The 25,642-nt window shown below is 45.0% G+C and carries 22 protein-coding genes, 2 tRNA genes, 1 pseudogene and 1 riboswitch; of the genes and pseudogenes, 8 read left to right on the forward strand and 17 right to left on the reverse strand.

The window, feature by feature from the left end:
* Window positions 1-188 precede the first annotated feature (188 nt).
* A complete protein-coding gene (locus tag HF864_RS00550) occupies window positions 189-803 on the reverse strand; it encodes a hypothetical protein (protein WP_169461201.1) in 615 nt (204 codons plus the stop codon).
* Between the two features lie 193 nt (window positions 804-996).
* Between HF864_RS00550 and HF864_RS00555 the strand changes: the two genes are divergently transcribed.
* On the forward strand, window positions 997-2,163 hold the full coding sequence (locus HF864_RS00555) for an excinuclease ABC subunit A (protein ID WP_240936838.1): 1,167 nt from the start codon (window positions 997-999) through the stop codon (window positions 2,161-2,163).
* A gap of 18 nt (window positions 2,164-2,181) precedes the next feature.
* Window positions 2,182-2,973 (forward strand): hypothetical protein, encoded by a 792-nt coding sequence (locus HF864_RS00560; RefSeq protein ID WP_169461202.1) that lies wholly within the window; start codon window positions 2,182-2,184, stop codon window positions 2,971-2,973.
* A gap of 292 nt (window positions 2,974-3,265) precedes the next feature.
* On the opposite strand, the gene HF864_RS00565 is transcribed toward HF864_RS00560, so the two are convergent.
* A tRNA-Gln gene (locus HF864_RS00565) sits at window positions 3,266-3,337 on the reverse strand.
* Between the two features lie 182 nt (window positions 3,338-3,519).
* On the opposite strand from HF864_RS00565, the gene HF864_RS00570 reads away from it, so the two are divergent.
* Together HF864_RS00570 and HF864_RS00575 are read left to right on the forward strand one after the other, a co-directional pair.
* Window positions 3,520-3,849, forward strand: a complete 330-nt coding sequence (locus tag HF864_RS00570) for a hypothetical protein (protein WP_169461203.1) — start codon at window positions 3,520-3,522, stop codon at window positions 3,847-3,849.
* Between the two features lie 66 nt (window positions 3,850-3,915).
* Window positions 3,916-3,988: transfer RNA gene (locus HF864_RS00575), tRNA-Glu, on the forward strand.
* A 112-nt stretch (window positions 3,989-4,100) separates the two neighbouring features.
* Here the strand turns inward: HF864_RS00575 and HF864_RS00580 are convergent.
* Complete coding sequence (locus tag HF864_RS00580; protein ID WP_169461204.1) at window positions 4,101-4,685, reverse strand: DUF3862 domain-containing protein; 585 nt, start codon at window positions 4,683-4,685, stop codon at window positions 4,101-4,103.
* Between the two features lie 228 nt (window positions 4,686-4,913).
* Window positions 4,914-5,468: a folate family ECF transporter S component gene (locus HF864_RS00585; RefSeq protein ID WP_205882232.1), complete on the reverse strand. Its 555-nt coding sequence runs from the start codon at window positions 5,466-5,468 to the stop codon at window positions 4,914-4,916.
* A gap of 55 nt (window positions 5,469-5,523) precedes the next feature.
* Window positions 5,524-5,617, reverse strand: a riboswitch (THF riboswitch).
* Window positions 5,618-5,784: 167 nt separating this feature from the next.
* On the opposite strand from HF864_RS00585, the gene HF864_RS00590 reads away from it, so the two are divergent.
* Entirely contained in the window at window positions 5,785-6,639 is an 855-nt protein-coding gene (locus tag HF864_RS00590; RefSeq protein ID WP_169461205.1) for an aldo/keto reductase, read from the forward strand.
* Between the two features lie 149 nt (window positions 6,640-6,788).
* Window positions 6,789-7,517, forward strand: a complete 729-nt coding sequence (locus HF864_RS00595) for a M57 family metalloprotease (RefSeq protein ID WP_240936839.1) — start codon at window positions 6,789-6,791, stop codon at window positions 7,515-7,517.
* Between the two features lie 133 nt (window positions 7,518-7,650).
* On the opposite strand, the gene HF864_RS00600 is transcribed toward HF864_RS00595, so the two are convergent.
* From HF864_RS00600 to HF864_RS00620, 5 genes are all read right to left on the reverse strand, one after another.
* Window positions 7,651-8,016: a DUF1304 domain-containing protein gene (locus HF864_RS00600; RefSeq protein ID WP_205882233.1), complete on the reverse strand. Its 366-nt coding sequence runs from the start codon at window positions 8,014-8,016 to the stop codon at window positions 7,651-7,653.
* Between the two features lie 108 nt (window positions 8,017-8,124).
* Window positions 8,125-8,331, reverse strand: a complete 207-nt coding sequence (locus HF864_RS00605) for a hypothetical protein (protein WP_169461206.1) — start codon at window positions 8,329-8,331, stop codon at window positions 8,125-8,127.
* 2 nt (window positions 8,332-8,333) lie between these two features.
* Window positions 8,334-9,032 (reverse strand): MIP/aquaporin family protein, encoded by a 699-nt coding sequence (locus HF864_RS00610; RefSeq protein WP_169461207.1) that lies wholly within the window; start codon window positions 9,030-9,032, stop codon window positions 8,334-8,336.
* 110 nt (window positions 9,033-9,142) lie between these two features.
* Window positions 9,143-10,504 (reverse strand): glucose-6-phosphate isomerase, encoded by a 1,362-nt coding sequence (locus HF864_RS00615; protein ID WP_169461208.1) that lies wholly within the window; start codon window positions 10,502-10,504, stop codon window positions 9,143-9,145.
* 432 nt (window positions 10,505-10,936) lie between these two features.
* Complete coding sequence (locus HF864_RS00620) at window positions 10,937-12,019, reverse strand: GntR family transcriptional regulator (RefSeq protein ID WP_169461209.1); 1,083 nt, start codon at window positions 12,017-12,019, stop codon at window positions 10,937-10,939.
* 454 nt (window positions 12,020-12,473) lie between these two features.
* Between HF864_RS00620 and HF864_RS00625 the strand changes: the two genes are divergently transcribed.
* Complete coding sequence (locus tag HF864_RS00625) at window positions 12,474-12,623, forward strand: AraC family transcriptional regulator (protein WP_240936840.1); 150 nt, start codon at window positions 12,474-12,476, stop codon at window positions 12,621-12,623.
* 45 nt (window positions 12,624-12,668) lie between these two features.
* Here the strand turns inward: HF864_RS00625 and HF864_RS00630 are convergent, their stop codons facing one another.
* The 3 genes from HF864_RS00630 to ahpC form a co-directional block, all read right to left on the reverse strand.
* Window positions 12,669-14,876: a glycoside hydrolase family 3 C-terminal domain-containing protein gene (locus HF864_RS00630; RefSeq protein ID WP_169461210.1), complete on the reverse strand. Its 2,208-nt coding sequence runs from the start codon at window positions 14,874-14,876 to the stop codon at window positions 12,669-12,671.
* 298 nt (window positions 14,877-15,174) lie between these two features.
* Window positions 15,175-16,836, reverse strand: a complete 1,662-nt coding sequence (locus HF864_RS00640) for an FAD-dependent oxidoreductase (RefSeq protein WP_169461212.1) — start codon at window positions 16,834-16,836, stop codon at window positions 15,175-15,177.
* An 18-nt stretch (window positions 16,837-16,854) separates the two neighbouring features.
* The gene (gene ahpC / locus HF864_RS00645; RefSeq protein WP_006500333.1) at window positions 16,855-17,418 is read right to left on the reverse strand and encodes an alkyl hydroperoxide reductase subunit C; all 564 of its coding nucleotides are present in this window, start codon (window positions 17,416-17,418) and stop codon (window positions 16,855-16,857) included.
* 307 nt (window positions 17,419-17,725) lie between these two features.
* On the opposite strand from ahpC, the gene HF864_RS00650 reads away from it, so the two are divergent.
* The gene (locus tag HF864_RS00650) at window positions 17,726-17,959 is read left to right on the forward strand and encodes a hypothetical protein (protein ID WP_169461213.1); all 234 of its coding nucleotides are present in this window, start codon (window positions 17,726-17,728) and stop codon (window positions 17,957-17,959) included.
* 67 nt (window positions 17,960-18,026) lie between these two features.
* Here the strand turns inward: HF864_RS00650 and HF864_RS00655 are convergent.
* The 5 genes and pseudogenes from HF864_RS00655 to xylB all read right to left on the reverse strand — a co-directional run.
* Window positions 18,027-18,239 (reverse strand): annotated as a pseudogene (locus HF864_RS00655) (zinc ribbon domain-containing protein); the annotation flags it as partial.
* Window positions 18,240-18,577: 338 nt separating this feature from the next.
* Window positions 18,578-20,617, reverse strand: a complete 2,040-nt coding sequence (locus tag HF864_RS00660) for a right-handed parallel beta-helix repeat-containing protein (protein WP_056967549.1) — start codon at window positions 20,615-20,617, stop codon at window positions 18,578-18,580.
* Between the two features lie 38 nt (window positions 20,618-20,655).
* Window positions 20,656-22,119 carry an MFS transporter gene (locus tag HF864_RS00665; RefSeq protein WP_169461214.1) on the reverse strand — a complete coding sequence of 488 codons (1,464 nt, stop codon included), beginning with the start codon at window positions 22,117-22,119 and terminating at the stop codon, window positions 20,656-20,658.
* A 252-nt stretch (window positions 22,120-22,371) separates the two neighbouring features.
* The gene (locus HF864_RS00670) at window positions 22,372-23,571 is read right to left on the reverse strand and encodes an AraC family transcriptional regulator (protein WP_169461215.1); all 1,200 of its coding nucleotides are present in this window, start codon (window positions 23,569-23,571) and stop codon (window positions 22,372-22,374) included.
* 549 nt (window positions 23,572-24,120) lie between these two features.
* Window positions 24,121-25,626, reverse strand: a complete 1,506-nt coding sequence (gene xylB / locus HF864_RS00675; protein WP_169461216.1) for a xylulokinase — start codon at window positions 25,624-25,626, stop codon at window positions 24,121-24,123.
* Window positions 25,627-25,642 lie beyond the last annotated feature (16 nt).

The following is a 25,642-nucleotide window of genomic DNA, read 5'->3' on the forward strand; positions in this document are numbered from 1 at the left end:
AGGTACATAACAGTTATGTACCTAACGATTTTATAGTCTACTCTTATTCTTGGAATCGTCAAGCAGTTTTTAGCTGATTTGAGGCCTTTTTAGAGATAGAAAAGGCACCCGCATAAAACGGATGCCTTCACTGAGCAAAAAACCATTGCCAACCGTCCAGCGTTCATGACCATTGGCAATGACAATATTTAATTAAACTCCCCGGTCATTGGGTCCATTTGCTGATATTGACCGGTTGTTGGGTTGTACTTGTAGATTCCCTTAAGATGTGAGACGTTGGGATCCTGACCTTCACCACTGCTGGTTCGAATATCGACTTGCCAGTTGCCATCACTGGTCTGAGAAGTCATATACTGATCACCATTTTCCGGCTGCAGATTGGCGGCCTGGTTAAGCCCATCAACAACCTGATCGTTGACCGTTGAAGATGTTGCAGCGGACGCCTTATTGCTGGCTGGGCTGCTTGTTGTTTCACTGGCAGATATCACGTTGCTGGCAGCTGTTTGGCTTTGGGCACTGGCTGCTTGAGCCGATGATGCCAAAGCCCCCGTCGATTGATCAGCTGATGCCGACTCAGCTGTCGTACTAGAACTCTGGGCTGCCTCACTGCTGGCGCTGGTAGACTGATCCTTAACTGAGGTACTATGCTTTTTAGCCACCTTAGTCTTGCTTGAGACCGCTACCGAGTGGCTTGTGCTTTCCTGCGTACTGGTTGGAGCGCTGAGTGATGCACAGCCCGTTAGACTCAGCATCATTGCCGTCATCAACAATCCAGTTAGCCAATGCTTCGACTGCTTCATCATGTCAACCGCCCCTTTTCTAATTTAATTTTCATTACCATTGTAACTCATTTGCAACAATAATGTAATAATTTTTAAGATTCGGTTCGATCATTCCAATCGTTCAGACTTTAATCAAGATGTGTGATGATAGCTCGTCAATGATAATTGCTTGGCAGCGCTCTTTGATTTGCATTTTAAAACACACGTTCGTATAATGGTTAAAAATCATACGGAAGGACACGATCTGCAGATGTTTGACTACCGCCATGAACCGCACGGCGTTTATTTAATGATCGACAACAAATCTTTTTTTGCCAGCATCGAAAGCGTACAGCGTGGCATCGACCCACTGGACTCCGTTTTACTGGTCATGGCCGAGCATGAAAATAACGGCAGCGGCCTGGTCGTTGCCACCTCACCGCTTGCCAAAAAGCATTTTGGCATTCGCAACGTCGATCGTGGCTACAAGGTCCCCAGCGATGCCAGGTTGCTGACCGTACCGCCGCGTTTGAGTCTTTATCGCCAGAAAAATCGGCAAATCAATCAGATTTTTCGCCGCTATGCCGATGCTGATCACTGGTGGCCTTATTCAATTGATGAAAGTATTCTTGACCTTAGCGATACCTGGCAGTTTTTTGGCCAAACGCCTGAACAGACAGCTGCCCAAATCCAAAAAGCCGTTTTTAAAGAGCTGGGACTGCGTACGACCGTTGGGATTGGTGAAAACCCACTGCAGGCCAAACTGGCATTAGATTTGTTTGCCAAGCATGCGGCTGATTTTCAAGGCCGTCTCTCGTATCATGATTTTGCCGCTCGTATCTGGCCACGCCATGATCTAACCAATATCTGGAGCATCGGTAAAAAAACGGCTGCTAAATTGAATCTTTTGGGCATCAATTCAATTGGTGACCTAGCCCATACTGATCCGCACTGGCTCAAGCACGAATTTGGCGTTTCGGGTACTCATCTTTATGCCTTGGCCTGGGGCATTGACCGAACCGATCTTTCCGTACATTTAACGCCTAAAAACCCCAGCTGGAGCAGTTCTCAAGTTATGCCTAAGGATCTTAGTCAGCCAAAAGACATCGAGCAGGGCATTATTAAAGTAGCCAACGATGTCATCGATCGCCTCAGCCGCCACCATCAGAAGACCGGCCGGCTGCGCTTAGGGCTCGGTTATGCCAGTGGCGTTACCGATAGCAATGGCCGTACCAGCTATAGCCACGAAATTACTATTGAGCCAACCGCCGATCGGAAAGTTTTGATCAACCATCTGCTGGGAATTTTTCGTCAAGCATGGGCAGGTGCTGCCGTTCGTAATATTTCAGTAGCATGCAGCCGCCTCAGTGATGCCAATACACAGCAGATCGCACTCTTTTAGTCAAATAAGGAAAGATCTATGGACGATTCATTAAGCAAGGCCGCACACCAAATTGCCGATCAGGTCTGGCCCCTGTTCAAGCGGCTGCCTAAAACTATCTATCATATATTGGTCGTTAATGATCAATATGATGGCCAGTTTAATTTCTTTTTTGAAATCTATCGGCCACGTTTTCGTACACACTCTTATCCGCTTTATTCCATGCCCAATAATGATCTGGGGCAGTTGGAAAATCTGCTGCATCAGTTAAAAAAACAAGAAGGCCTACAAATTACCGTTGACTTTCGTGGTTTTGACAATCTGCGCTGGCCAGGCAGTCAGCGACGGATTATTGCTCATCCTTATCAGGCACCGCATTTTAATCAAACTGCCGCTTTTAAGCCTGTCGAGCCCGCCCTGATTATGCATGCCCCCGTTCGTTTACCTAAATATGACGATCAAGAAGCCGCTAGAATTGCCGGCGCCTTTTTTAAAAACGAGTATGTCGACTATGGGATGGGCAAGTGGCATGGCTTTCGAACCGTTGAATTAAATCAGGTTGAAAACGAATTTGCCACGCTGCCGCTTGAGATTCCCCAAAATCGACAAAGTCAGCTGGCCATTCAATCCCTCTTAAAGCTGGCCATTGAACAGCATCAGCCCGTTCATCTACAAATGCTGTTTGGTGGCCGCTGTCATGGCATCAACGGGACAGTGTTAGGCGCTACCAAACAGACTGCATTTATCAAACCAGAAAAAATGCATCAATTTGCACTGCCAATCAAGCTGATCAGTCATGGCGAGCTGTTGACTAAAGACAAACAGGAATAAACAGACAAAAAGACGGCCCAGCGATCGGACCGTCTTTTGATTTATTGATTAGTCAGAATTAGCCAAAGCTCAAAATATTAACCCAAAATAAGGAAAAGCGGTCTAATCAAAAGACCGCTTAAGCGCTGTTATATCAACAACTTATCCGCTATTACCTGCCCCATTGTGAAATTTTTCATTACCAGAAAAGTTACCAGAATTTCCCTGTATTTGAGTGTTTTTGCTTGTGAAATAAAAAAAGTGCATCATATCAACGATTAAGGACGCTGACAGATGCACAATGTTGTTAGGATTGGGTATACAGGGATCGAACCTGTAAATTATGGATTCAGAGTCCACTGCCTTACCATTTGGCTAATACCCAATAAAGAGTTGATTGCTTTTAACAACGATTATTAGTATACCTAATCCATCCATCTTCGTCAATGGTTTTTTCAAAATTAATTTATTTAACCTTATTTGACGCTTTCTGCTAAAATGGAAAGCAATGAGTGAAAGATTTTTATGGCTATATATTTAAGAGAGAAAAGATGAGGAAGCGATAAGATGGCTAGTAATTCTGATACGTTGTACTATGTTTTATCCAAGATCAATCATCATCCGGAATTAATCAAATCTCGCATGCCAATTTATTCCAATGCGATCTCAATGACGATTCCAGATTCATTAAAGATTGCCGATTCTGATTTTTACTTTCCAGACGGTAAACTGATGGTTAATCGTCTGGCACCTGAATTTGTTGCCAAAAACGGTGAGCTGCTTGACTATTTTTACCAGCAGACACGCGGTGACATTCCAGGCTATCATGACGTTTGGATCACGACTTCACACGTCCCCCACGAGTCGGTTTATTTAATTGAGCTTTCCTATGAATAATTTTTAGTAAATGGTTGACAAAACCAACAATGATAACGTAAACTAATAGTCGTTCGTTATCATTATTGCCCACTGGTCAAATTGGTTAAGACGTCGCCCTCTCAAGGCGGAGTTACGGGTTCGATCCCCGTGTGGGTGATTCAATATCTACGTTAAACCTGACGCATGTCTTAAATGGCATTGCGTCAGGTTTTTTCTTACCAAAAAAGCAGCGCCATTATTTTGACACTGCCAAATAAGCTGAGGTTCGACTATTCCATTGATACTTGTGATTTGTTGACCAAAACATCATTGTCAAATTGTAAGGTCATTGTAGCCTTTGCTTTTGCTGAGTGCTTAAGATTGCTGCTCCATACGGCTGAGATAACTTTGGTCCCATTTTGAGTTGAGACACTGTATTCATCCGGCTTACCGAATTCTTTGAGCGCTTCTTGATACGTGGTCTTGTTTACAGTCAGCTTGTTGTTGAAGTCATTTAATGAAGCAACCGTTTTTCTAGTATATTGATACCCAGTCAGTTCCTTATAGATGACCTTGTTGTTGATCAACTCAACAATTGCTGCAGCGTTTTTATCATTGTCAACCCCGCTGTAGACAAGCATCGTGGCCCGAACGTTGTCAACGGTACGACTGGACTTAAGCTTGGGTGACCCAAAGTCTTTTTCAAGCTGTTTGAGACTTGTTCCCCCATTACCGTTGTTAGAGCCAACTGAAACCTTATCAAATGCGGTTCGCGTAATCCGGTATTTATAATGTGAGGATGCAAACGATGTGGTAGTCATACCAACAGCGACAACACCTAAAAATAATTTTGTGATTTTTACTAAGCTTTTCATGTAGATTGCCTTTCCCCGCTAAGCAAAAAACAACAACTCTATTTTTTAGATTACTACAAATTTAAACTTAGCGACAATCATCACAGAAACTTTTATAACAATCGCAAATTTTGCTTGTAAAATTTCTCGCTTGAGCAGCATTATCTCTAATAATTACATTGCACCACATCACAAATAATCAAAAAGCATGATTCTGACCATCATCAAAATCATGCTCCTATTGTTATTTTAATCAAAAGTCGTCTTGAGACCTACTCGTTCAACTGCCTTTAAAAGCGTTAAAACGATCAATGTCTCGATTGGCCAAGAAATAACCTCTTTTGGCAGCCGTACCATCAATAGCGCCATAAAAGTCGTTGCACTACTGCCTTGCCCCATTCCCATCAAATAGAGCCAAAGCGTCGTAAAGAAGACATTGGTAATCAGAATCTGGCAAAACTCATAAATCAAGATTCGCTGCCAACTAATCTGCTGCTGATATAAGAAGATCCCAGCAATTATTCCCGAAATTGCGGCTGAAAGAGTAAAGCCGGGGAAAAACATAGCCCCAGAGCTCAATAGCGTATTACTGATCAGATCATTGATAATCATTGACAGCGCGCCGATCCAAGGTCCCAGTAAAAAACCAATCAGTGCCGTGGCAATAAAGCCTAAACCAATCTTTAAGACTGCCGGATCACCAATCGACAGTTTCTCCAAAATAATCTGTAGCGCAATCAGCATTGCTGCCAGCACCATTTTCTTAGTATCAAGTCTGGGACCGTGCAGTGATAGTAATTTCATAATCAACATCCCCCTGAATAGTTTTTGTCAGGGAACAACATTGACCATGGTCTCCGGTGGTGAATGCGGAAAATACAAGCAGCCGCAGCTTCCTTCCGGTTTCCACATTCCGCTCCACCGGACAATAACTCATATTTTCCTACCCCAACGTCAGCTATTGTATGACTTAAGTACTAAAAGTTCAATATCCTCCTCAATATTATTCGTTTTTATCCTTAGATGACAATCAAGATCATATTTATCCATAATTTGACTGGCAACTTATCGTATAATTTAGGTAGTCACTTAATTAATTACAGCAGAAAGGATCCTAAAAATGGTCAATCAAATCAGCAACCAATTTTTAACCCTGGCAGACGGCTACAAAATGCCTCAAGAAGGGTTTGGGCTCTATAAGATCACTGACGAACAAGAAGCCGTTAATGCCATTAAATGGGCATATGAAGCCGGCTATCGCCTGTTCGACACAGCACAGATGTATGAAAACGAAGAATTTGTCGGTGAAGGGCTGCGTCAATTAGCCGCACCTCGTGAAAGCTACTTTATTACGACTAAGGTTTCCGAGGCCAACCAAGGCTATGACCAGGCAAAAAAATCCGTAGCTGACTCATTGAAAAAGCTGGGTTTGGACTATGTAGACCTGCTTTTGATTCACTGGCCGGTACACCAGCACTTCTTTGAAACCTGGCGTGCCTTTGAAGACTTAAAAGCAGAAGGTTTGGTACGTTCAATCGGGGTTTCAAACTATGGCATGGTTCACTTGGAATACCTGGCAACCAAGGCGCGGGAAATGCCGGTTCTGGATCAATTAGAGGTTCATCCATGGCTGACCGAAAAGCCAATGTTGAGATTCAATGCCGAACACAACATCATCACTCAAGCCTGGAGTCCACTTGGCCGTGGCAAGCGTCTTGATGATCCCGTCTTGCTCAAATTGGCTGAAGCACATGGCAAAACGCCAGCTCAAATCATTTTGCGCTGGCATCTGCAAAATGGCATTGCCATCATTCCAAAATCCGTTCACCAAGACCGCATCAAAGCCAATGCCGATATCTTTGATTTTGAATTATCGCCAGCTGAAATGCAGCAGATCGATGGCTTAAACACCAATCACCGCATCAGCAAGGAACCTGAGATGGTTTATGAATTTGGCTGCCAATATCCATATTAAATAATGTTAAAAAGCACCGAGTTGGACAATTCGTTCAAACCGATGCTTTTTAAGCTTTGGTTGCAATCTTTCCTTTAGGCATCATTAGATTAGACGTTGCTCTTTTGACAGGGTAAAATAACTCTACACCGTCGTAAAGGAGGAAAATCATGCGACGCTTTTTTGGCACCATCATGCTTTATGCACTGGCATTTATTGGCTTTGGCTGGGCCTACCAAAATAATGAGAACGTCCGCTTAACCGCCAATCGAATTGCCTACGTTGCCCAAGCTGACTTCCAGCAGCTCAAGAGTCGCGTTACCGGCCAAAAGACAACTACGACCGCCAAAACCAAGGCACAGCAACAGACAACTGGTGATGATGACTCAGTCAGTGGTCGCTGGAAAAAAGCCATGGCTACCGTTTATGTTAACTATGAAAATCAAACGCTGCAGCAGGCGGCTTTGGATGCAATTGCCAACTGGAACGCCACCGGCTGCTTTAAGTTCAAGCAGACCAGCAACAAGAAAAATGCCGATATCGTTATGACGACCATGGATAAGGATAATGATGCGGCGGGACTTACTCAAATGAGTGTTGATTCATTAACCGGCTATTTTGTGCATGGTACGGTTTATTTAAACACTGCCTACCTGCTTAACTCATCGTATGGCTACTCCATGGAACGCATCATCAATACGGCAGAGCATGAATTAGGCCATGCCATAGGACTGCAGCATACCAATGACGTTTCGGTCATGCAGCCAGCTGGTTCGCTTTATACCATCCAACAACGCGACATTGATAACGTCAACGAATTGTATAGCAGCCAAGTCAACTCCAGCAGCTCATCTGCTTCCAACATCAAGGTATCGACTCAAAACACCACCAATCAATAAGAGACTGGGAATAAAGCCTCAAAACCGAAAAATGGCTGAGGATTGCGTTACTTAAAACGCTGATCTTCAGCCATTTCTATTATTAAAGTTGTTTTACTTGGTTGGAAAAATCAGTTTTTTTCAACTTCTTTTTCTATACCAATAGACAGCAGATCGCAGCCAGAATCGCTGGCAGCATCTGCATGGCCCAAACCTTTTTACCAACCGTCAGTCCACCGTAAAAGGCTACGACGATAACAAAGCTCAACAGCAATAGCCATACCTTGATCAAGATAGCTCCATTAAACAGCCAGTAGCTGACAATCAAAGAAAGCCCCAGCATGCCATTATAGATGCCTTGATTGGCAAATGCCACCCGCGCTTCTTTTTGACCAACGTATTCTTCTGAAAGCCCAAATGCCTTGGCTTGACGTGCTGGGCTGGCAAACATCTCCAAACCCATGATACCCAGGTGTTCGATCCCAACCAGCATCGTCAAAATCAGTGCTAAAATCTCCATGAAGATCCCCTATCTATTTAAATGTTTAATTAATTATGACAAGAAATAATGCCAGTTACAAGAAGTATGCAAAACACGCCCGCCGATTAAATCAGCCGAGCGTGTTTTTTATTTGGTATGATGATAAACATTAAACAGCCACAGCCACGTGCCCAGCAAAAAAACGCAATAGCCGGCACTTAACCAAGCCAGCCAATGCACGAATGGCAAAACGTTGAAGGCTGCAATGATGTAAAAACAGATCGTCAAAACACACCAGACTGCCAGTTTGGTCTGCAGACGCTTTAGTTCAGCATGCAGCTTTTCTTTTTTCACGTTTACTTCACCGCCATCTGCAGCATAGTCGCCAGCAGTGCTCCAGCCAGTGGTCCAAACATCGGTACCCAAGCATAATCCCACATGGCACTCGTTTTATTGGGGACGGGGATGATCGTGTAAGCCAACCGTGGTCCCCAGTCACGAGCAGGGTTAAGCGCAAACCCAGTCGTCGTCCCCAGGCCAGCACCAATCACGAAAATCACCAGGCCAACAACGACTGGCTTTAATCCGGTCGTAAAATTTCCCAGGTTATACAGCACCAGCATAAAGACAAACGTGGCAATCAATTCACTCAAAAAGTTGAACAAATTGCTGCGAATCCCCGGCACGGTCGAAAAGATCCCGACGTTGTTGTGCTTTGGATCCTTAGTCACCTTAAAGTGCGACCAGAATTGAACCATAACCAAAACGGCACCCACAAAAGCGCCTAAGAATTGACCAATCAAATAAGGCACTACCTGTGACCAAGGAAATGTTCCGGCTACGGCAAATGCAATGGTAACGGCTGGATTCAAATGTCCCTGTGCACCAAAAGAGGCTGCGACATAGACTCCCATTGTTACGGCAATCCCCCAAGCAAACGTTACGTAGAACCAATCGCTTTGACCATGCGCCATAGTTTTGTTCAGGTTTAACCCGGCGCCAACGCCACATCCTAAAACAATCAGCGTCAGCGTCCCTAAAAATTCTCCCAGCATTGAAATCTTCCTTTAATGATATAGTTTTGACTATTTAGTATTTAGTTTCTAAGACTAGATACCACAAATAAAAAACGTCATCCGCCAGTCACAGCGAATGACGCAAAAAACTATTTTTCGTTTTCCTTCATTTGAGCACGCAGTTTGTCACCGACTTCTTCAAATCCTGGCTTGCCCAGCAGACCAAACATGTTCGTCTTGTATGCTTCAACACCAGGCTGGTTGAATGGGTTAATACCGTTCAAGTAACCGGAGATCCCCATAGCAACCTCAAAGAAGTAGATCAGACTGCCCAGCGTGTATTCATCCTCACGTGGAATGTGTACCGTCATAACTGGTACGCCACCGGCATTGTGCGCAGCAACCACGGCTTGGTAGGCCTTGGTGTTGACCCAGTCCATGTTCTTGCCTTGCAGGTAGGCCAAACCATCCAGATCGTTTTCAGCTGCTGGAATCGTAACGTCATGGTTTGGCGTATCCAGCTTAACAACCGTTTCCATCAGGTTGCGCAGCCCTTCTTGAATGTATTGACCAAGCGAGTGCAGATCAGTCGTGAAGTTGGCACTGGATGGGTAAATACCTTTTTGGTCCTTACCTTCAGATTCACCAGCCAATTGCTTCCACCATTCGGCAAACATCGTCATGTTTGGCTCGTAGTTTTCCAGCAGTTCGGTCGTGTAGCCCTTGCGATACAAAATGTTACGGTAGGCTGCGTATTGGTAGGCTTCGTTTTGCGTCAGGTCTGGGTTGGTGTATGACTTTTCAGCATCCGCGGCCCCAGCCATCAGCTGGTCGATGTCGGCACCAGAAACGGCAATCGGCAGCAAGCCAACAGCACTCAAAACTGAGTAGCGGCCACCAACGCCATCTGGAATTACAAAGGTTTCCCAACCGGCATCGTCAGCTTCAGTTTTCAAAGCACCGCGCTTAGCATCGGTCGTAGCATAGATGCGCTTGTTGGCACCGGCTTCACCATACTTTTTAACCAGCAGCTCACGGAAAATCCGGAAGGCAATGGCTGGCTCCGTGGTCGTACCAGACTTGGAGACCACGTTAACCGAAAAGTCGCGGTCGCCGATCAGCTTAACCAGATCATGCAAATAAGATGAACTCAGTGAGTTACCGGCAAACAGAACCAATGGGAACTTGCGATCTGCTGGTTCTTGTGAGTAGTAGAACGAGTTGTGCAAAAAGTCAATGGCCATCCGCGTACCCAGATAAGAGCCACCAATCCCAATGACAACCAGCACTTCAGAATCGGATTGAATCTGCTTGGCAGCCTGCTTGATGCGGTCAAATTCCTCATGATCATATTCCGTTGGCAGATGCAGCCAGTCACGGAAGTCAGCACCAGCCCCCGTACCATTGCGTAATTCGCTGTCAGCGGCATTGACCATGGCCTGCATTTCACCCAGTTCGTTTTCGTGCACGAACTTCTTCAGTGCACTGGCGTCAAATGAAATTTGCGTCATTAAAAAACACTTCTTTCCTTAAATCTATCTAACATATGATTTCATAATAAAATGATAGCCGATTGTGGAGCCGGTTTCAACGTTGATCTGAAACTTGTCACTAATATTGAAAAGGATTGATAAGCATTATGTCGGTGAAACATACGGTTGCACGAATAAGCATAAAAAATAGCTTTAAAAGGCAATAAATAGACTGATAAGTGGCTCTTTGTTGGACAAAATCTTAAGTAGCCGATTGATCTTGGACGTGTTCCATTAACCTTTTTTCCCGAAACAGTAGTCATCCCGTACACATCATTTGAGAAACCAGACTTGATAAATGCTCCAAATCGTGAAGGCTTCAAAGTCATTGGCAAAAATCTTGTAACCTTTGTAACCCACAAAAAGCTGCCAGCAAACACTTGCAGACAGCTTTTAGGCAACTCGCCATTATTATTTTAATTTCCGCACTGAATCATTAAAAATCAACTTGGCATCATATTCAATCGGCTTGACCACTTCGCCATCGATCATGCTCATAATCATCCGCCCGGCATCCAGTCCCATTTTTTCTTTAGGGTGCTCAATTGTCGTCAAGCGTGGTGAGAAGTAGCGCCCCAAAACGTAGTCATCAAAGCCAACGATACTGACGTCTTCTGGAATCTTCAGTCCGGCCGAACGTACCACGTCCATAACTTGAATGGCCAAGGCATCATTGTAGCAGACAATTGCCGTCGGATGATCGGGACGTTCCATAATCTGCGTTACGCGTTGGAAAATCCGATTCATATCCTGGCCTGATTGATACATAACCGTCTCACTCAAGTACGAGATGTTAGGATATTCCATATAGGCATTGATAAACCCCTCCATCCGCCGCGTTCCTTGCAGATCATCAACCTGAAAGATGCCCAGGATCCGTTTATGTCCTTGTTTGATCAAATACCGAGTCATCTCGTATTCAGCTTTTTTATCCTTGATTTCCAAATAAGGCGCCTGCAGCTGCGGATAGTGCGCGTTGATAAAGACCATTGGCAAATGACTCTGGGCGATTTTTTGATAAAGATCCATATTGGTATTTGCCAGCGCACTTTGCGTCGGTTCTACGATCAGCCCGGCAATCTGAGTGTCGAGCAGCCTCTCCAGACTCCGCCGCTCATTTTCTCTTTGGTTGTGCGTATTGCTGACGATCAAAGAATACCCATGCGCGGAAACGATTCGGTCAATCCCGCTAATGATATTAGGAAAGATATAGTCAACCAGATGCGTCGTCACCAGGCCAATCATTTTATTGTTGGCCTTAGGTGGCTGATGACTGTCCTGCCAATCATCAACATACATGCCGCCACCTTGGATCCGGTAAACGTAATGCGCGTTTTGCAGCTCGCTGATTGCCCTTCTGACTGTATAGCGGCTTACACCAAACGTTTCCATCAGGTTTGATTCCGTGGGCAGCTTGTCACCGACTTGATACTTGCCGGACTCGATCTCTTTTTGAATTGTTTTTCTGATAATTTCATATTTAATCTCTGCCATTGAACCAACCTTCTATATAACTTTAATTAACTCTGATTTTATGATAATTCTAATAATTTCTTATTATGTTTAGCAATAAAATCCTGTAATCTTTTTTTCATATTGCGGACTAAATATAAAAAAGAAAATCTGTCTTCTAGAACTTTGAGTTACTAGAAGGCCACTGTTTCATTAACCCATAAACTATTACAAACGATTCCAACTTTGATTTAAAAAATCAACTGTATAGTTGCGCAACCCAATACAATCAACAGCCTTTGCCATAACACCCGATCAAATAAACATTATGACAATCCACTTTAAAAAAATAACATAAATTAGACTCTATTTGTTATACCCCAAATCTAATCTTTTAGGAGTACTTATTTAACTCGGTTATCTTCTTTTCAAAATGAAGTTGCTAAAATCACTGGCAGCTCTTAATTTAGAATAAAAAGCCTAGCAACTGCTGATGATGCCTAAGCTTTCAATCGGTGAAATCAGTACGGCGCTGGGTTACCAGGAAGCCTCCCATTTTTCTCGACAATTCAAGCGGTGGTGTGGCCAAACGCCAATGCAGTACCGCCAGACGGCTAAGAAGCATTCCCAAGAACAAGCCAAATAAAAAGGATCGCGAGATTCGCGATCCTTTTTATTGATATTTAATTAACTAATCTGGTTCATTTAATTTTTGCAGCAGCTCATGAACCGTTTCAGCATCAACATCCGCCATCGTTAATGAACGCAAAGGAATATTGGCAAAAACCGGTGCCAATTCAGGCAACATGAACTTATCAAAAGTAGCCGTCAGACCCATTTCAGCAATGATCTGCTTGATTCGTTCATCAGCGTTTTCCATCAGTTCGCCAACGTAGGTTTCGCCGGTAATCTTACCCAGCGGATTAGTACCAATGGTCAGCTCAAATTCTTGACGCAGCCGAATGTCACGCGATGAGCTGCCGACTAAAATCTCGTATTTTCCATTATCAGCTTCCCACATTGCGGTTTCCGCGTTGTACCAAGCAAAGGCCCGTCGTAAAAGCTTAAGTGCCACATGCTTGGTTTCACCAGAATTTAGCTCAACCTTGACAAAATCACGCAATTCATCAACCGGCATGACCGTCTGACTGGCATGGTTGGCTACGTAGATCTGTGCGACTTCCTTACCAGCTTGCTTGCCAGTGTTTGCCAGGTCAAAACTGACTTCAACGTCGTCGCTGTTTTCCCTGATCGTCAGATTTTGATAGGCAAACGTCGTGTAGCTCAAGCCGTGGCCAAATGGGAAGCGTACAGCCAGCTGCTTGGCATCGTAGTAGCGGTAACCCATCAAAATTCCTTCACGATAGACTTCATGTCTGCGATCCTTGCCAAAGGTCGGATAGGTTGGATTGTCAGCCAATCGCTTAGGGAACGTTTCGGAAAGCTTGCCTGAAGGATTGACTTGGCCAGACAAAATATCCCAGGTAGCTTCACCGACTGCCTCTCCAGCCAGATAAGTTTCAACAATAGCTGGCGTCTTTGGTTCCCAAGGCATCTCAACCGCTGAACCGTTTTGAAGGACTACAACCACGTGCGGATTGACCGTCAGCAGCTGTTCGAGCAGTTTATTCTGGTTAGCCGGCAGACTAATGGAATGTTTGTCAAAGCCTTCTGATTCCATAGCTTCAGGGAAACCAGCAAAGAAGACCACTTGATCACTGTTTTTAGCTAGCGCCATTGCCTCAGCAGTCAATTGTTCATCCGGTTGATCACTATCCAAACGGTAGCCTTGCGCGTAAACCGCATTTTCAGGCATGACCTCTTTAGGCGTTACTACGCGATGGGCGTTGACATGTGAGCTGCCACCACCTTCAAAACGCGGCTTTTGGGCCAGCTCGCCAATTACTGCCAGTTTGGCGGAATCACTCAATGGCAGCTCTTGTTTTTCGTTTTTCAACAAGACAATACTGTCATCAGCCAGCTGGCGGGCAAACTCATGCTGGGCTTCCATATCATATTCTGGAGCTGCAACGGTTGGGTAACCGTAACGCTCTGCCATTTTTAAGACGCGCAGTGCCGAACGGTTTAACGTCGATTCTTGCAAACGGCCTTCCTTAACGGCTTGGACGATCTCTTCTTTAGAAGCATCCCCCTTACCTGGCATTTCCAGATCCAGACCGGCCTTGATTGCTGCAACATGATCAACTACGGCACCCCAGTCTGACATAACCAGTCCTTGATAGCCCCATTCATCACGCAAAATATGCGTTAACAGGCGCTGATTTTGCGATACCTGAACGCCATTGAGCTTATTGTAAGAGCACATCAGCGTGGCTGGGTGCGCTAATTTAACGATGCGTTCAAACTGTGCCAGATAGATTTCGCGCAGCGTCCGTTCGTCAACATCGGAAGAATTGGTGAAACGTTGATCTTCACGGTTATTAGTGGCAAAGTGCTTAACACTAACGCCAACCCCAGTACTCTGAACCCCTTTGACATAAGCCGTGCCCATCCGACCAGCCAACAGTGGATCTTCGGAGAAATACTCAAAATTACGACCAGCTAACGGGCTGCGTTTGATGTTGACCCCAGGACCGAGCAATACACCGATCTTTTCAGCCCGTGCCGCTGTTCCCAGATTCTCGCCCAATTTTTCCAGCATGGCATCATCAAACGAGCTGGCCGTCAACGCTGAGCATGGAAAACAAACCGCCTCAATACTTTGGTCCATGGCACTGTGTACATTGACTTGTTTACGCAGGCCAGATGGTCCATCCGTCATCAGCATGGGATCCATTCCCGTTACCTTGGCCGTAAACCAAAAGTCCGTTCCTGAAACCAGATCGGCCCGTTCTTCAAGTGTCAAGCCTTCAACAAAATTCAGATCTACTTTTGTCATATTGCTACCTCATTTTTAAAAATATTCGCAACCGCTTTCTGATGTTATTATAATATTTTTTTGAATCTTCGCTTATCTCACCTTGCTGCAGCCGCTCAGCCCATTACCGAGATTGCCGCCAGCCTTGGTTTTGCTACGCCCAACTATGCCTCACGCTGCTTTAAAAAATTTGTCAGTACGTCACCCAAAAATATCAGCAAGCCCATCAGCTGAATTTTTTACATCTGCAATAACCAAAAGAAAATGCCTTGGAACAGGCTAGGCTATAATGCCCACAAAAGTCCAAGACATTTTTTCATTATTCAGTTGCTTTTTCAGCAGCAGCTACCAATTCTTCTAGCGACTGGCTGCCAAAGATAACCGGCCCATCATTGATAATCGTAGCCGGTACGCTCATGATCTGGCGTTCCGTACGTAAAGCCGGGAAATGCTGTAGATCAATCATCGTAGCCGTGATGCGCGGATTCAGCGAGGCCATCCGCTGACAAGCAGCCACGACATCCGGACAGAAGTGACACGTTAAAGAGACCCCAATCTTAATATCAGTCGATGGCAGCTTTTTGATTCGCTCAGCCAGTGCTGGCTCAACGCTTTGCCCTGGGCCGCCCACGTTGTAGATGCCTAAAATCAATGACGTCAATTCATGACCGGTTGGCACGCCGGCATAGTGCAGCCCAGTATCGATATCATCAACGACCAGACGCAGCTGAGGTGTGTAGACCAGGCTATCGGGTGCGGTGGCTTTTTGAATCTTGAGGTGATCATTGAGCTTTACCAGTTCACCAATAAAGCTGTCCATCTCTTGACTCAGTTCCGTATCGTCTTCCAAAAGCTGCAGCGTGACGTCTTTGGTCAGCCGGCTAAAGACGCCCTGCATCTGAGCAACCAAATCAGGCGTAAACCAGTCACCAGTATGATGAGCTACAGGCTGTTTGCTTTCAACCTGTGAAGTCTGACCAACCGTAGCGGCTTTAGGAACCTCTTTTTTGACATGAACCGGGATTCCCAACCGCTGCTTTTGTTCCGTCACGTATTTTTCCGCGCTGGTAGCTGCTACCGCCCCATCAGCCGCGGCCGTGATGATCTGACGCAACTGCTTGACGATGACGTCGCCCGCCGCATAAACACCAGGCAGGTCGGTTGCCCCGTTTTGATCAACGTGAATATAGCCGCGTTCATCCAGATCAACGATACCCTTTAACCGCTCAGTAGCCGGCTGCGTACCAACATAAATAAAGACGCCAAAGGTTTGGTCGCCATCATCGACATGGTAGACCGTTTCCTCGCCGGTTTGATTATTGACCATCGTCAGCGAGTTCAGGTATTGATCACCATCAACGCGCTTGACTTCGGTATGATACATCACGCTGACCTTAGGATTGTCTAGCGCCCGAGAAGCTGTCAGTGGTGCACATTTGAAATGATCACCCCGGACTAAAACCGTAACGTGCTTGGCAAATCGCGTCAGGTAGTCAGCTTCTTCAGCGGCCGAATAGCCACCACCAACGACAAATACCTGCAGTCCACTGAACAACTCACCATCACAGGTTGAACAATAGGCGATCCCTCGCCCACGAAACTCTGCTTCACCAGGGAAGCCAACCTTACGTGGACTGGCACCCATTGCCAAGATGATGCTGCGGGTTTGATAGACGGTACCACTCTTGCCAGTCAGCTTTTTGACGTCTCCTTTAAGCTCAAACTTGACGATATCGTCTTTTTGAATCGATACCCCGAAGTCAGCGGTCTGCTGCTGCATTTGATTCATCAACTTGGTACCGTCAATGGCCGCGTTGCCAGGATAGTTATAGACCGTCGAAGTCGTAGTAACCTGGCCGCCAACCGTATCTGCCTCCAAAATCAAGGTATCCAGCGTGGCACGACCAGCATAGATACCAGCCGTCAAGCCAGCTGGGCCGGCACCAACGATAATTAAGTCATAAATATGTTCTGCAGCCATTTTTATCACCTGCAATCATTAAAGTTTGCCGACCAGATCCAGACTTGGCTTAATGGTATCTTGACCTGGCTTCCAGTTAGCTGGGCAGACCTGATCGCCGTGTTCACGAACAAATTGAGCCGCCTGAAGCGTCCGCAGAATCTCTTCAGCTGAGCGCCCAATGCCCATGTTATTGATCGTGTATGATTGAATCTTGCCATCTGGGTCAACAATAAAGACGCCCCGGTAGGCTTGACCTTCATCTTCGTTTAAAACATCAAACATGCGTGCCAACTTGCCAGCCGGGTCAGCCAGCATGTGGTACTTGATCTTGCCGATTTTTTCAGATGCCTCCGCCCAGGCCTTGTGAACGAATTCTGTATCTTCAGAAACCGAGTAGATCTCGGCATTGGCCTGCTTGAAGGCTTCATAATTATCTTGCAGTGCCTCCAGTTCGGTTGGGCAGACAAATGAAAAGTCGGCTGGGTAGAAGAAGAAAATGCTCCACTTGCCAAGAACGTCCTGCTTGGTTACATCCATCGTCTCGCCATCTTGATAGGCACGTACCTTAAAGTCCGCAATTTCTTGACCGATAAAGTTCATTATAATCCTCTCCTTTAGTTTAGAATGATTATTAACTACACCTATAATTTAACACTTTTACCACTCAATGTAAATCAAATTCATTTTTATTTTGTAAATGCTTTAATATTTTTGATTTACCTTAAAAAATGCCAATCTGCCAACTCTTTTGCAGCTCAAAACATCTTCACATCTATTTTAACAACTTTTATTTTCATTTGAAAGCGACTACAATTTTATCAATAATTAACAGGAGGAGTGGGCATGTAGTTTTTGGAAAACGGCTATCTGCCAACGATCAACACTACGTTTTCTTTTTTCGGTGGTCATGCTGAAACCGTTGAGCCCGGCTGGCGCCCACCCAGCCTTTGAGATTCTGCACATCTTGGATGGCGCGCAAAGAACCGTTACCGAATTAGCCGAAAAAATCATTAAGGCTGGTGAGATGATGGTCATTCCCATTGGCATGAAACACACTAACTATTGCTGGGGCAACGAATCAATGACCTTTTTACCATGCATTTCAATCTTGACGGCCCAGCAATCAAATATCTGCTGGTGAAAAACTTTACCAACCAGATTATTGATCAGACCGCGCCTTACTATGACGAACTGCGCCAATCGCTTGACTAGGCTTTTTGTTGTTTCTGGAGTCCTTTTTCTAAAATATTCAGTGCTGCATTGTAATCACGGATATGATGAACATGGCACTGTGGACATATCCATTCGCGATCTGCCAGTGTCAGCTTTTTGGTCCCGGTACTCCCCATTACAAAACCGCAGTCATGGCAGGTTTGGGTAGTGTTTTTAGAGCTGACAGTGATAAATTGACGGTCAAATATGGATACTGCTAAAAAAACAGAAGAAATCAAGTTAGATAAAAACGGGCGTATCTGCTTTACGCCCGGCTTCTTTATCTGTGCCATTCTTTGGGTGACTAGGATGGCGATCGTTTTGGCCTGCATCTTTATTCAGATGATTTGCTCTGTGAAATAATTTTTACACTTGATCGTTGGTTTATCATCTCAACTCTTTTAAACAAAATTCCTATTGTAAAATCGCTAAAATTCATTAAAATCAACGACCAAGCAACCAATAAAAGCGCTTCGCCATTTCAAAATGACGAAACGCTTTTTAGTTGATTCAGATTCAGTATTATGGCTAATCCAGCATCAAGCTTTTAGAACACACGCTGCTCGGCTTGGAACTTAACCAAAGGACCAGCCGTTACCATGGCACCGTCACGATGGTTGCCAAAGAAGTCAGCATCAAAGACGATTGGCGTGCCATCAGGATTTTCATAGCGTTCTTCTGGTTCAAACGCCATCCCCAGCGTAGCAGTTGTAATCTTGGCATCGTTGTCTTGCGGCAGGAAGTCAGCCAAATTAGTCTTAAGATACAGACCATCAGCTCGCTTCTCCAATTCTAGGACGACTTGATCCTTATCGTCGACGAATTGGTTCTGCTCCTTGCTGCATGACTGGGCACCGTTGAAGTAAGCGTTGCCCGCGTTCCATACTGGCAGGTGGTTGTAATAGTGATCGCTGTTTGGCGCATAGATTCCGCAATAGCCATCAAACTGCTGATCCCATTCTGCAAACGTTGGATATTCTTCAAATGGCTGGGTACCGACCTTAAAGTTGTAAGTATCCCATGCATCCGGCTTGTCATGCATCAGTTCAGCCAGCTTTTGCATTTCCGGCCGCAGCTTTTGTTGAACGAAGACATTATTGTAAAAACGATTGTCGCCATGTTGGAACGTCATAAAGCCCATTACCTTGGTGCCGTGATGTTCATGATATGGTGTAAAGCGGTTGGATGGCAAGTTGACGGAATTATTGTCCGTCCCAACGCCAACCGCAGTAAAGCTGCCCGCAATCAGGTTGTGCACCATGGCAATTCCCTGCGCAGCAAACCGAATTGAGCGTTCTGAAAGGAATAGGTTGTTGTCAATCAGCGTTGGTCCATGCGAAACCTCGACCCACATATCTTCACCAAGCCCTTGCAGCACGTCGCCCACGTTCTCTTCGCTGACTTCAAAATGCTCTGGTAACGAATTGTGGTCAAAAACATTTTGAGTTACACGTGTCCCTTGTGCCTGCCAGTCCAGCCATAAGCCACGCGTACAGTGGTGAATATGATTATGACGGTAGATCACATCAATGGCAGCATGCATCTTAATGCCGCCAATTTCGGCTCCCACCAGATTTTGACGAATGTTGATATTGTAGATGTCGTTTTCTTCAATCAAGGAGAAGACACCGCCCAAGTGACCAACAATCCCGGTTTGACCACAGTCATGAATGCGATTGCGCCGTACGATATGCGAGCCGACGTGTTCTTTATCCCAGCCTTCATAAGATGCTTGACAGATTACGTCACGCTCCGTCTGAGTACCATCTTTGTATTTCCACTTAGACCATTTATTGTCATTGTTTGGCTGCAGGTACTTGCCAAGCGAGATACCAGAACATTTAGAATGCGAAATCTCACATTCTTCAATGATCCATCCTTTTGACCAGTGTGGACCAACCATCCCTTCTTGGTAAGCCGTTGGTGGCGCCCATTGCGTCGCCGCTTTGGTAACGCCAAATCCTTTTAAGGTAATGTAGCCGATTCCTTCAGCCTGTGGGTAAAAACAGCTTTGACGCACGTTGATCTCCACGTTTTCCTGGTTGGGATCGAAATCATGGAAGTTGGCATAGATAATCGTTTCATCCGTATCAGCATCTTGTTCCGTATACCAGGTATAGATCGTAAAATCTGGGTCCCATGATTTTTCATTGCGAACGGGCTGTTTTACCTCAGCCAGCGTGTTGACCTCATACAAGGCCTTGTCGTTTAAATAGACCTCACCGGTATGAGCCAGGATTCGTGCATCGAACCAGTCACCAAAAATCTTGGTCGTGTATGGATTGCGCTCACTAAACATACTGTTGGGAATTTTTACCTGCCAAATGCCATCTGCAGTTTTTTCCCAGCCTTTAACGACTTCCGCCCCAGTAATAATGGCCTTTAACGGCTCAACCGACTCATAGACGATGCGCTGATCTGCCGTGCCCGCATGCTTAGGATTAACGTTTTCACGATAAATGCCTGGAAAAACGCACACCTTATCGCCTGGCATTGCGATATCTGCGGCTGCTTGAATCGTTTTAAATGGACGATGCTTGCTTCCATCGCCATCAAATGGTGCCTGCGCATCAACATAGATTTTCATGAACTTTCATCCTTTCCGTTATTTCTGCATTAAGACAGCTACTTTTCTTCAGCTTGGCGGCGATCTTCAATTTCGTGATTGATTTTGTCAACTTCTGCATCAGACAATGGGTACTTACTGATCACCCACATGCCAACAATTGCCAAAACAATTGGCAGCCAGATCATTGAAATCGTAATCCCATTCAAGGCCGTTGCTGATTGCGTAGCCTTAGTACCGTCAAAGTGGCAAGCGGCATTGATGTAGCCTGGAATGATCCCGCCAAGTGCCAGCCCAATCTTGAAGAACAGTCCCATCAAGGCGTTGATGATCCCAGCAACCCGCTTCTTTGAGTTCCATTCACCATAGGAAACGACTTCCGGAACCAGTGACCACATGTAGCCAGTAGCGGCCGTAATTCCCCACTGCATGATAAAGCGACCAATGTAGCCCAGGGCAATGCTGTTCTTAAACTGTGGCCATGACCATACCCAAAGAAGCAGCGTCCCAACGATAAACATTCCCAAGAACAGTTGGAAGAATCCCTTTTTGCCGATCTTGCGCCGAATAATTGGCCATAAGAAAACCAAGAAGATCCCTGGAATCGAACCAATCAGATTGATTGAAGCCATCCATTCTGAGTGACCAATGTTGTACTGAACAAAGAATGGCCAAACCGTATTGCCAAAGAACATGAAGGTAAAGCCAACCAGGAAAAAGCAGCCTAGTACCCGTAGTGGTTTGTTACGACGCAGCTCATTCCAAAGATCAGAAAACTTAACGGAATTCGTTTCTTCTTCCGTTGGCAGCACCCGTTCATGAACACCAAAGTAAGTGCAAAGCAACAGAATAAAACCAATCAGCATATAGATTGACATAACGTGGAAGTAGGCACCAGCAGCGTGTGGCGAGGCATAGTTACCTAAATTAAGCTTGATGCCAAACATCCCGATGGCTTTTAAATGCTTGTCAGGGGATGCCATTTGAACGAACAATGGCAGGAACGTGTAGACCAAAAGATTACCGATATTGGCTTCCGTCATCCGGACCGTCGTTAACGTGGAAATCTCATCATTATCCCGCGTCAGCGAGGCATTCAGCGAGCCATAAGGAATGTTAACGAATGAATAGATCAAGGCCGTTGCCAGATACATCAAGAATGCATAGGCAACATTGCCACGAACGGCTGGAATTGGCAAGAACAGCATGGCACAGCAGATCGTGAGCGGAATTCCGAAATAAATTAAAAATGGCTTGTATTTGCCGCCGTGCTTAAAGTGGCTCTTATCGACAACCGTTCCGACCCAGGGATCCCAAAAAACGTTAACCCAGCGAACGATCAGAAAAATCGTGGCCCCAACGGCTGCCGAGATTCCAAAAACCGTTGTCAGATAAAACAGCAGCATTGAGCCAATCGTTCCAAAAATCAGATTTTGTGCCAAGTCACCGGCACCATAAGCGATTCGCTCACCCCAAGACAGTTTGGCGAACTCATCGACTTGCTTATTTTTTGGCTTGTCCATAGTTTTTACACCTCTTGTAAATTTGATTCAAACCGGTGCAGCGCTGCACGTTAGTTTGTGTTTTCAACCAACGACCAAAATCTAACACGGTTTTTTTGAAAACGCTACCCTAAAAATCTATTTTTCGTCATTTACGAGCTAAAGTCTTTAGTTTCTTAAAAATTATGAAGCCGTTTTCTTCATATAATGCAAAATAAAAATGATCGCTGAATAAAACGCGATCATTCAACAAAAAAATTAAATCACATATGATTAATCTTTCATGTTATTTTTGAAAAGATAATCGTAAAGATTCCAATCAGCAATTTGGGTAGCATCAGCACGTGCTTCTTTAGGCGTTATCCCAGTTAGGGCATGGAAGACTCGTGAAAAATGCGCCTGGTCAGCAAATCCATAACGCTCGGCAAGTTCTGCCATTGAAAGATTGGTGCCAATCAGATCTTCAATCGCATGATTAATCTGAACCAAGCGCTTGAAGTGACTGATACTGACTCCAACCTGTTTTTTAAACTGGCTGCCAAGATAGCGACTGGATAACCCTACCGTCATTGCCAGATCATCAACGCTTTGGTCCATAGTCGGATTACTCATTAACTGCCAAAAAACCTTGCTGACCGGTGCCGTCATCTTGGCATCAACCATCTCACGGCAGCGCATAGCCATATCCACATCAGCTGCCTCAATTGCTGCCAGTACTTCATTGTAGGACGTCAATGACTCAATATGACGTACGTATTGATCATTCAGTGAATACACCATTTCGTAATCCAACCCGACTTGAAACAGAGCACGCAGATTTACGGAAACCGAGATAATGCCCCAGTTCTTAACGTTGCGCAGCGCATCTTGATTATCTGCTAAAATACCGATCCGACCTGAGTTGATGTTTTTAGAGAAAATAATTGGTAAAGCAGCCAAATTTCCCTGTGCGATTGCTTTTTTGACTTCGCGTTCATAAAGATAACTAACATGGCCACCCTCACTGCTCATCCGCAGCTTCAGTAATTGGGCATCAAAGTCTCTCGAAAGGCGTGCTTGGTGAAACTCGTCACTGATGGTTTCAAAATCGATCGGCAGTTCTAATAACCGTACCAACACCAAAATCTGCTGCAAAAACTGTTTTTCTTCCAGATAAACCGTCTTCAGCAGCTTTGGCATATACATGACGGCATGACTGCCCGGCATCTCACTGTTTTGATAACGCTGACTAATGTTAACGATCACTGGTCCTACATAGATGACTATCTGGTCGCACCATATTAAGCAACTGTATAGATTTTGACTATGCCGCAAAAATTGCAGCGACTTATGTGGACAGCGACGCAAAATTTTTAGATAGTTCACCAGCAATAACTTGCCTTGACGAAACTGTAAACTATACTGACCGTTGTCATACTCCCAAATTGTGGCTGGAACTCCCAATGATTCCAGATACGCAGTTACGATTTCCATTTTATTCCGTCCTTTGTTCAAAAAATAGTTCTAATATTCAAGCAAGCGTGTTAGCGATTACATAAAATATATCATGAGCTAGGGAAAATTAATATATTGCTGCTGATTTTAAGATCTTGGTCAGTCTGATTTTTTAGATTGGTCAATTCCTTAGCTCTTTTTAAAATCAGCATTAACTATAAAACACTCCAATTCCATTTTCCCTACTCACGCTCATTGGTAAAAATGCTGATTATTATTGTTTTGCCGACTGCTTTTTAAGCCGTGGGCAAAACATTTCTCAAATCTTACTGTCAACTCGGTTTGGACAAGTCCGTTAACCTGTCTGCGAATTCGTTTTAGTTATGATCATCTTATAAAGACAAACGGCCTAATCATCTGGTCGCTGTTTGTCTGTTTTTTTCTTATATATAATAGAAGAAAAAATTTCAAATATATAAAAGCGTCATGCAGAAATGCCTTAGTGGCAGTTTGCATGACGCTTTTTAATGATGCAAATGAGTTTTTAAGCTGTTAATTGATAAAATAATCAGAAATTAAACTGCCCAACTATTCTTCACGACGGAAGCTCAATAGAGAGTGGCACAAGTCTTTAGTCTGACCATAAACTTGATGATAGATTGCGTACAATTCATCATACTTGGCAACATTGGCGGGCTTTGGCAGATATTCCTTACCAAAGTGAACGAATTCTTTAGCACAGTCCTGCAGCGAATCAAACCAACCCAGACCAACTGCCGCGATCATAGCAGCTCCCAAACCAGGTCCTTGTTCATTGGTCAAGGCAACAACCTTCTTGTTAAAGATGTCGGCCTGCATCTGAAGCCAAAAGTCGCTCTTGGCCCCACCACCAATGGCTACCACCGTATCGAATTCCTGACCGTTTTGATCATAGATATTTAAAATATCACGGAAACTGAAGGTGATCCCTTCCATCACGGCCCGACAGAAGTCATAGCGATCCTGCATACTGTCAACACCAATAAAGCTACCTCGAATATCAGCATCAGCATATGGCGTCCGCTCACCAACTACGTAAGGCGTAAAGATCAGACCATTGGCACCCAGTGGCCGCTTGGAGGCTTTTTCAACCATCGTCGAGAAGTCCTCGTCTGGATCAAACTTATGCTTAAACCAGTTTAGCGAGTGACCGGCTGCCAGCGTAACACCCATTGAGTAGTAGGTGTCTGGGATTGCGTGACATTCGTATTGAATCTGGCCATGGTAATTAACGTTGGCATTTTCTTCATATTTAAGCACAACGCCCGAAGTCCCAATTGAGGACATAACCATGTTTGGATGCAGGATGCCGGCACCAACCGCACCACAGGCATTGTCACCGCCACCACCATAGATTTTGGTGTCCGTTGAAAGGCCTGAGAACATGGCATAGCTAGCCGAAACGTTGCCCGCATAGTCAACCGACTTCATCAAAGGTGGACACATGCTCATCGGAATATCAAAGGCATCACAGATTTCCTGGCTCCATTGACCTTCCTTGATGTCTAACAGCACCGTCCCCGTGGCATCCGAATAATCCATCCCCAGGTTACCCGTCATGCAGAAGCGAACATAGTCTTTTGGCAACAGGAACGTTTTGGCCTTAGCCCAGATCTCCGGTTCATTCTCCTTGACCCAAAGCAGCTTAGGCAGCGTGAAACCTTCCAGTGGCTTGTTGCCAGTAATATCGATGAAGCGATCGCCCATCTTATCCATGATTTCTTGACACTGCTTGGTCGTGCGCGTGTCGTTCCATAAAATAGCTGGCCGCAGCACCTGATTATTTTCATCAAGCAGCACCAGGCCATGCATCTGACCAGAGAAGGAAATCCCTTTGATCTCTTCTTTTTTAAGACCATCTTTTAAGATCATCCGGTCAATGCCAATCGTCGTACCATACAGCCAGTCTTGTGGGTTCTGCTCACTGTAGCCTGGCTTAGGCTGACTCAGTGGATAGTCGTAGCTTTGCTGAGCGGCGATCTTGCCTGAGCGATCCATTGCCGAAACCTTAACGGCACTGGTCCCCAAGTCGACCCCAATTACGTATTCATTCATAGTCTTTCCTCCAAGA

The organism is Lactobacillus sp. MRS-253-APC-2B, from assembly GCF_012843675.1.
Taxonomy (GTDB): domain Bacteria; phylum Bacillota; class Bacilli; order Lactobacillales; family Lactobacillaceae; genus Limosilactobacillus; species Limosilactobacillus pulli.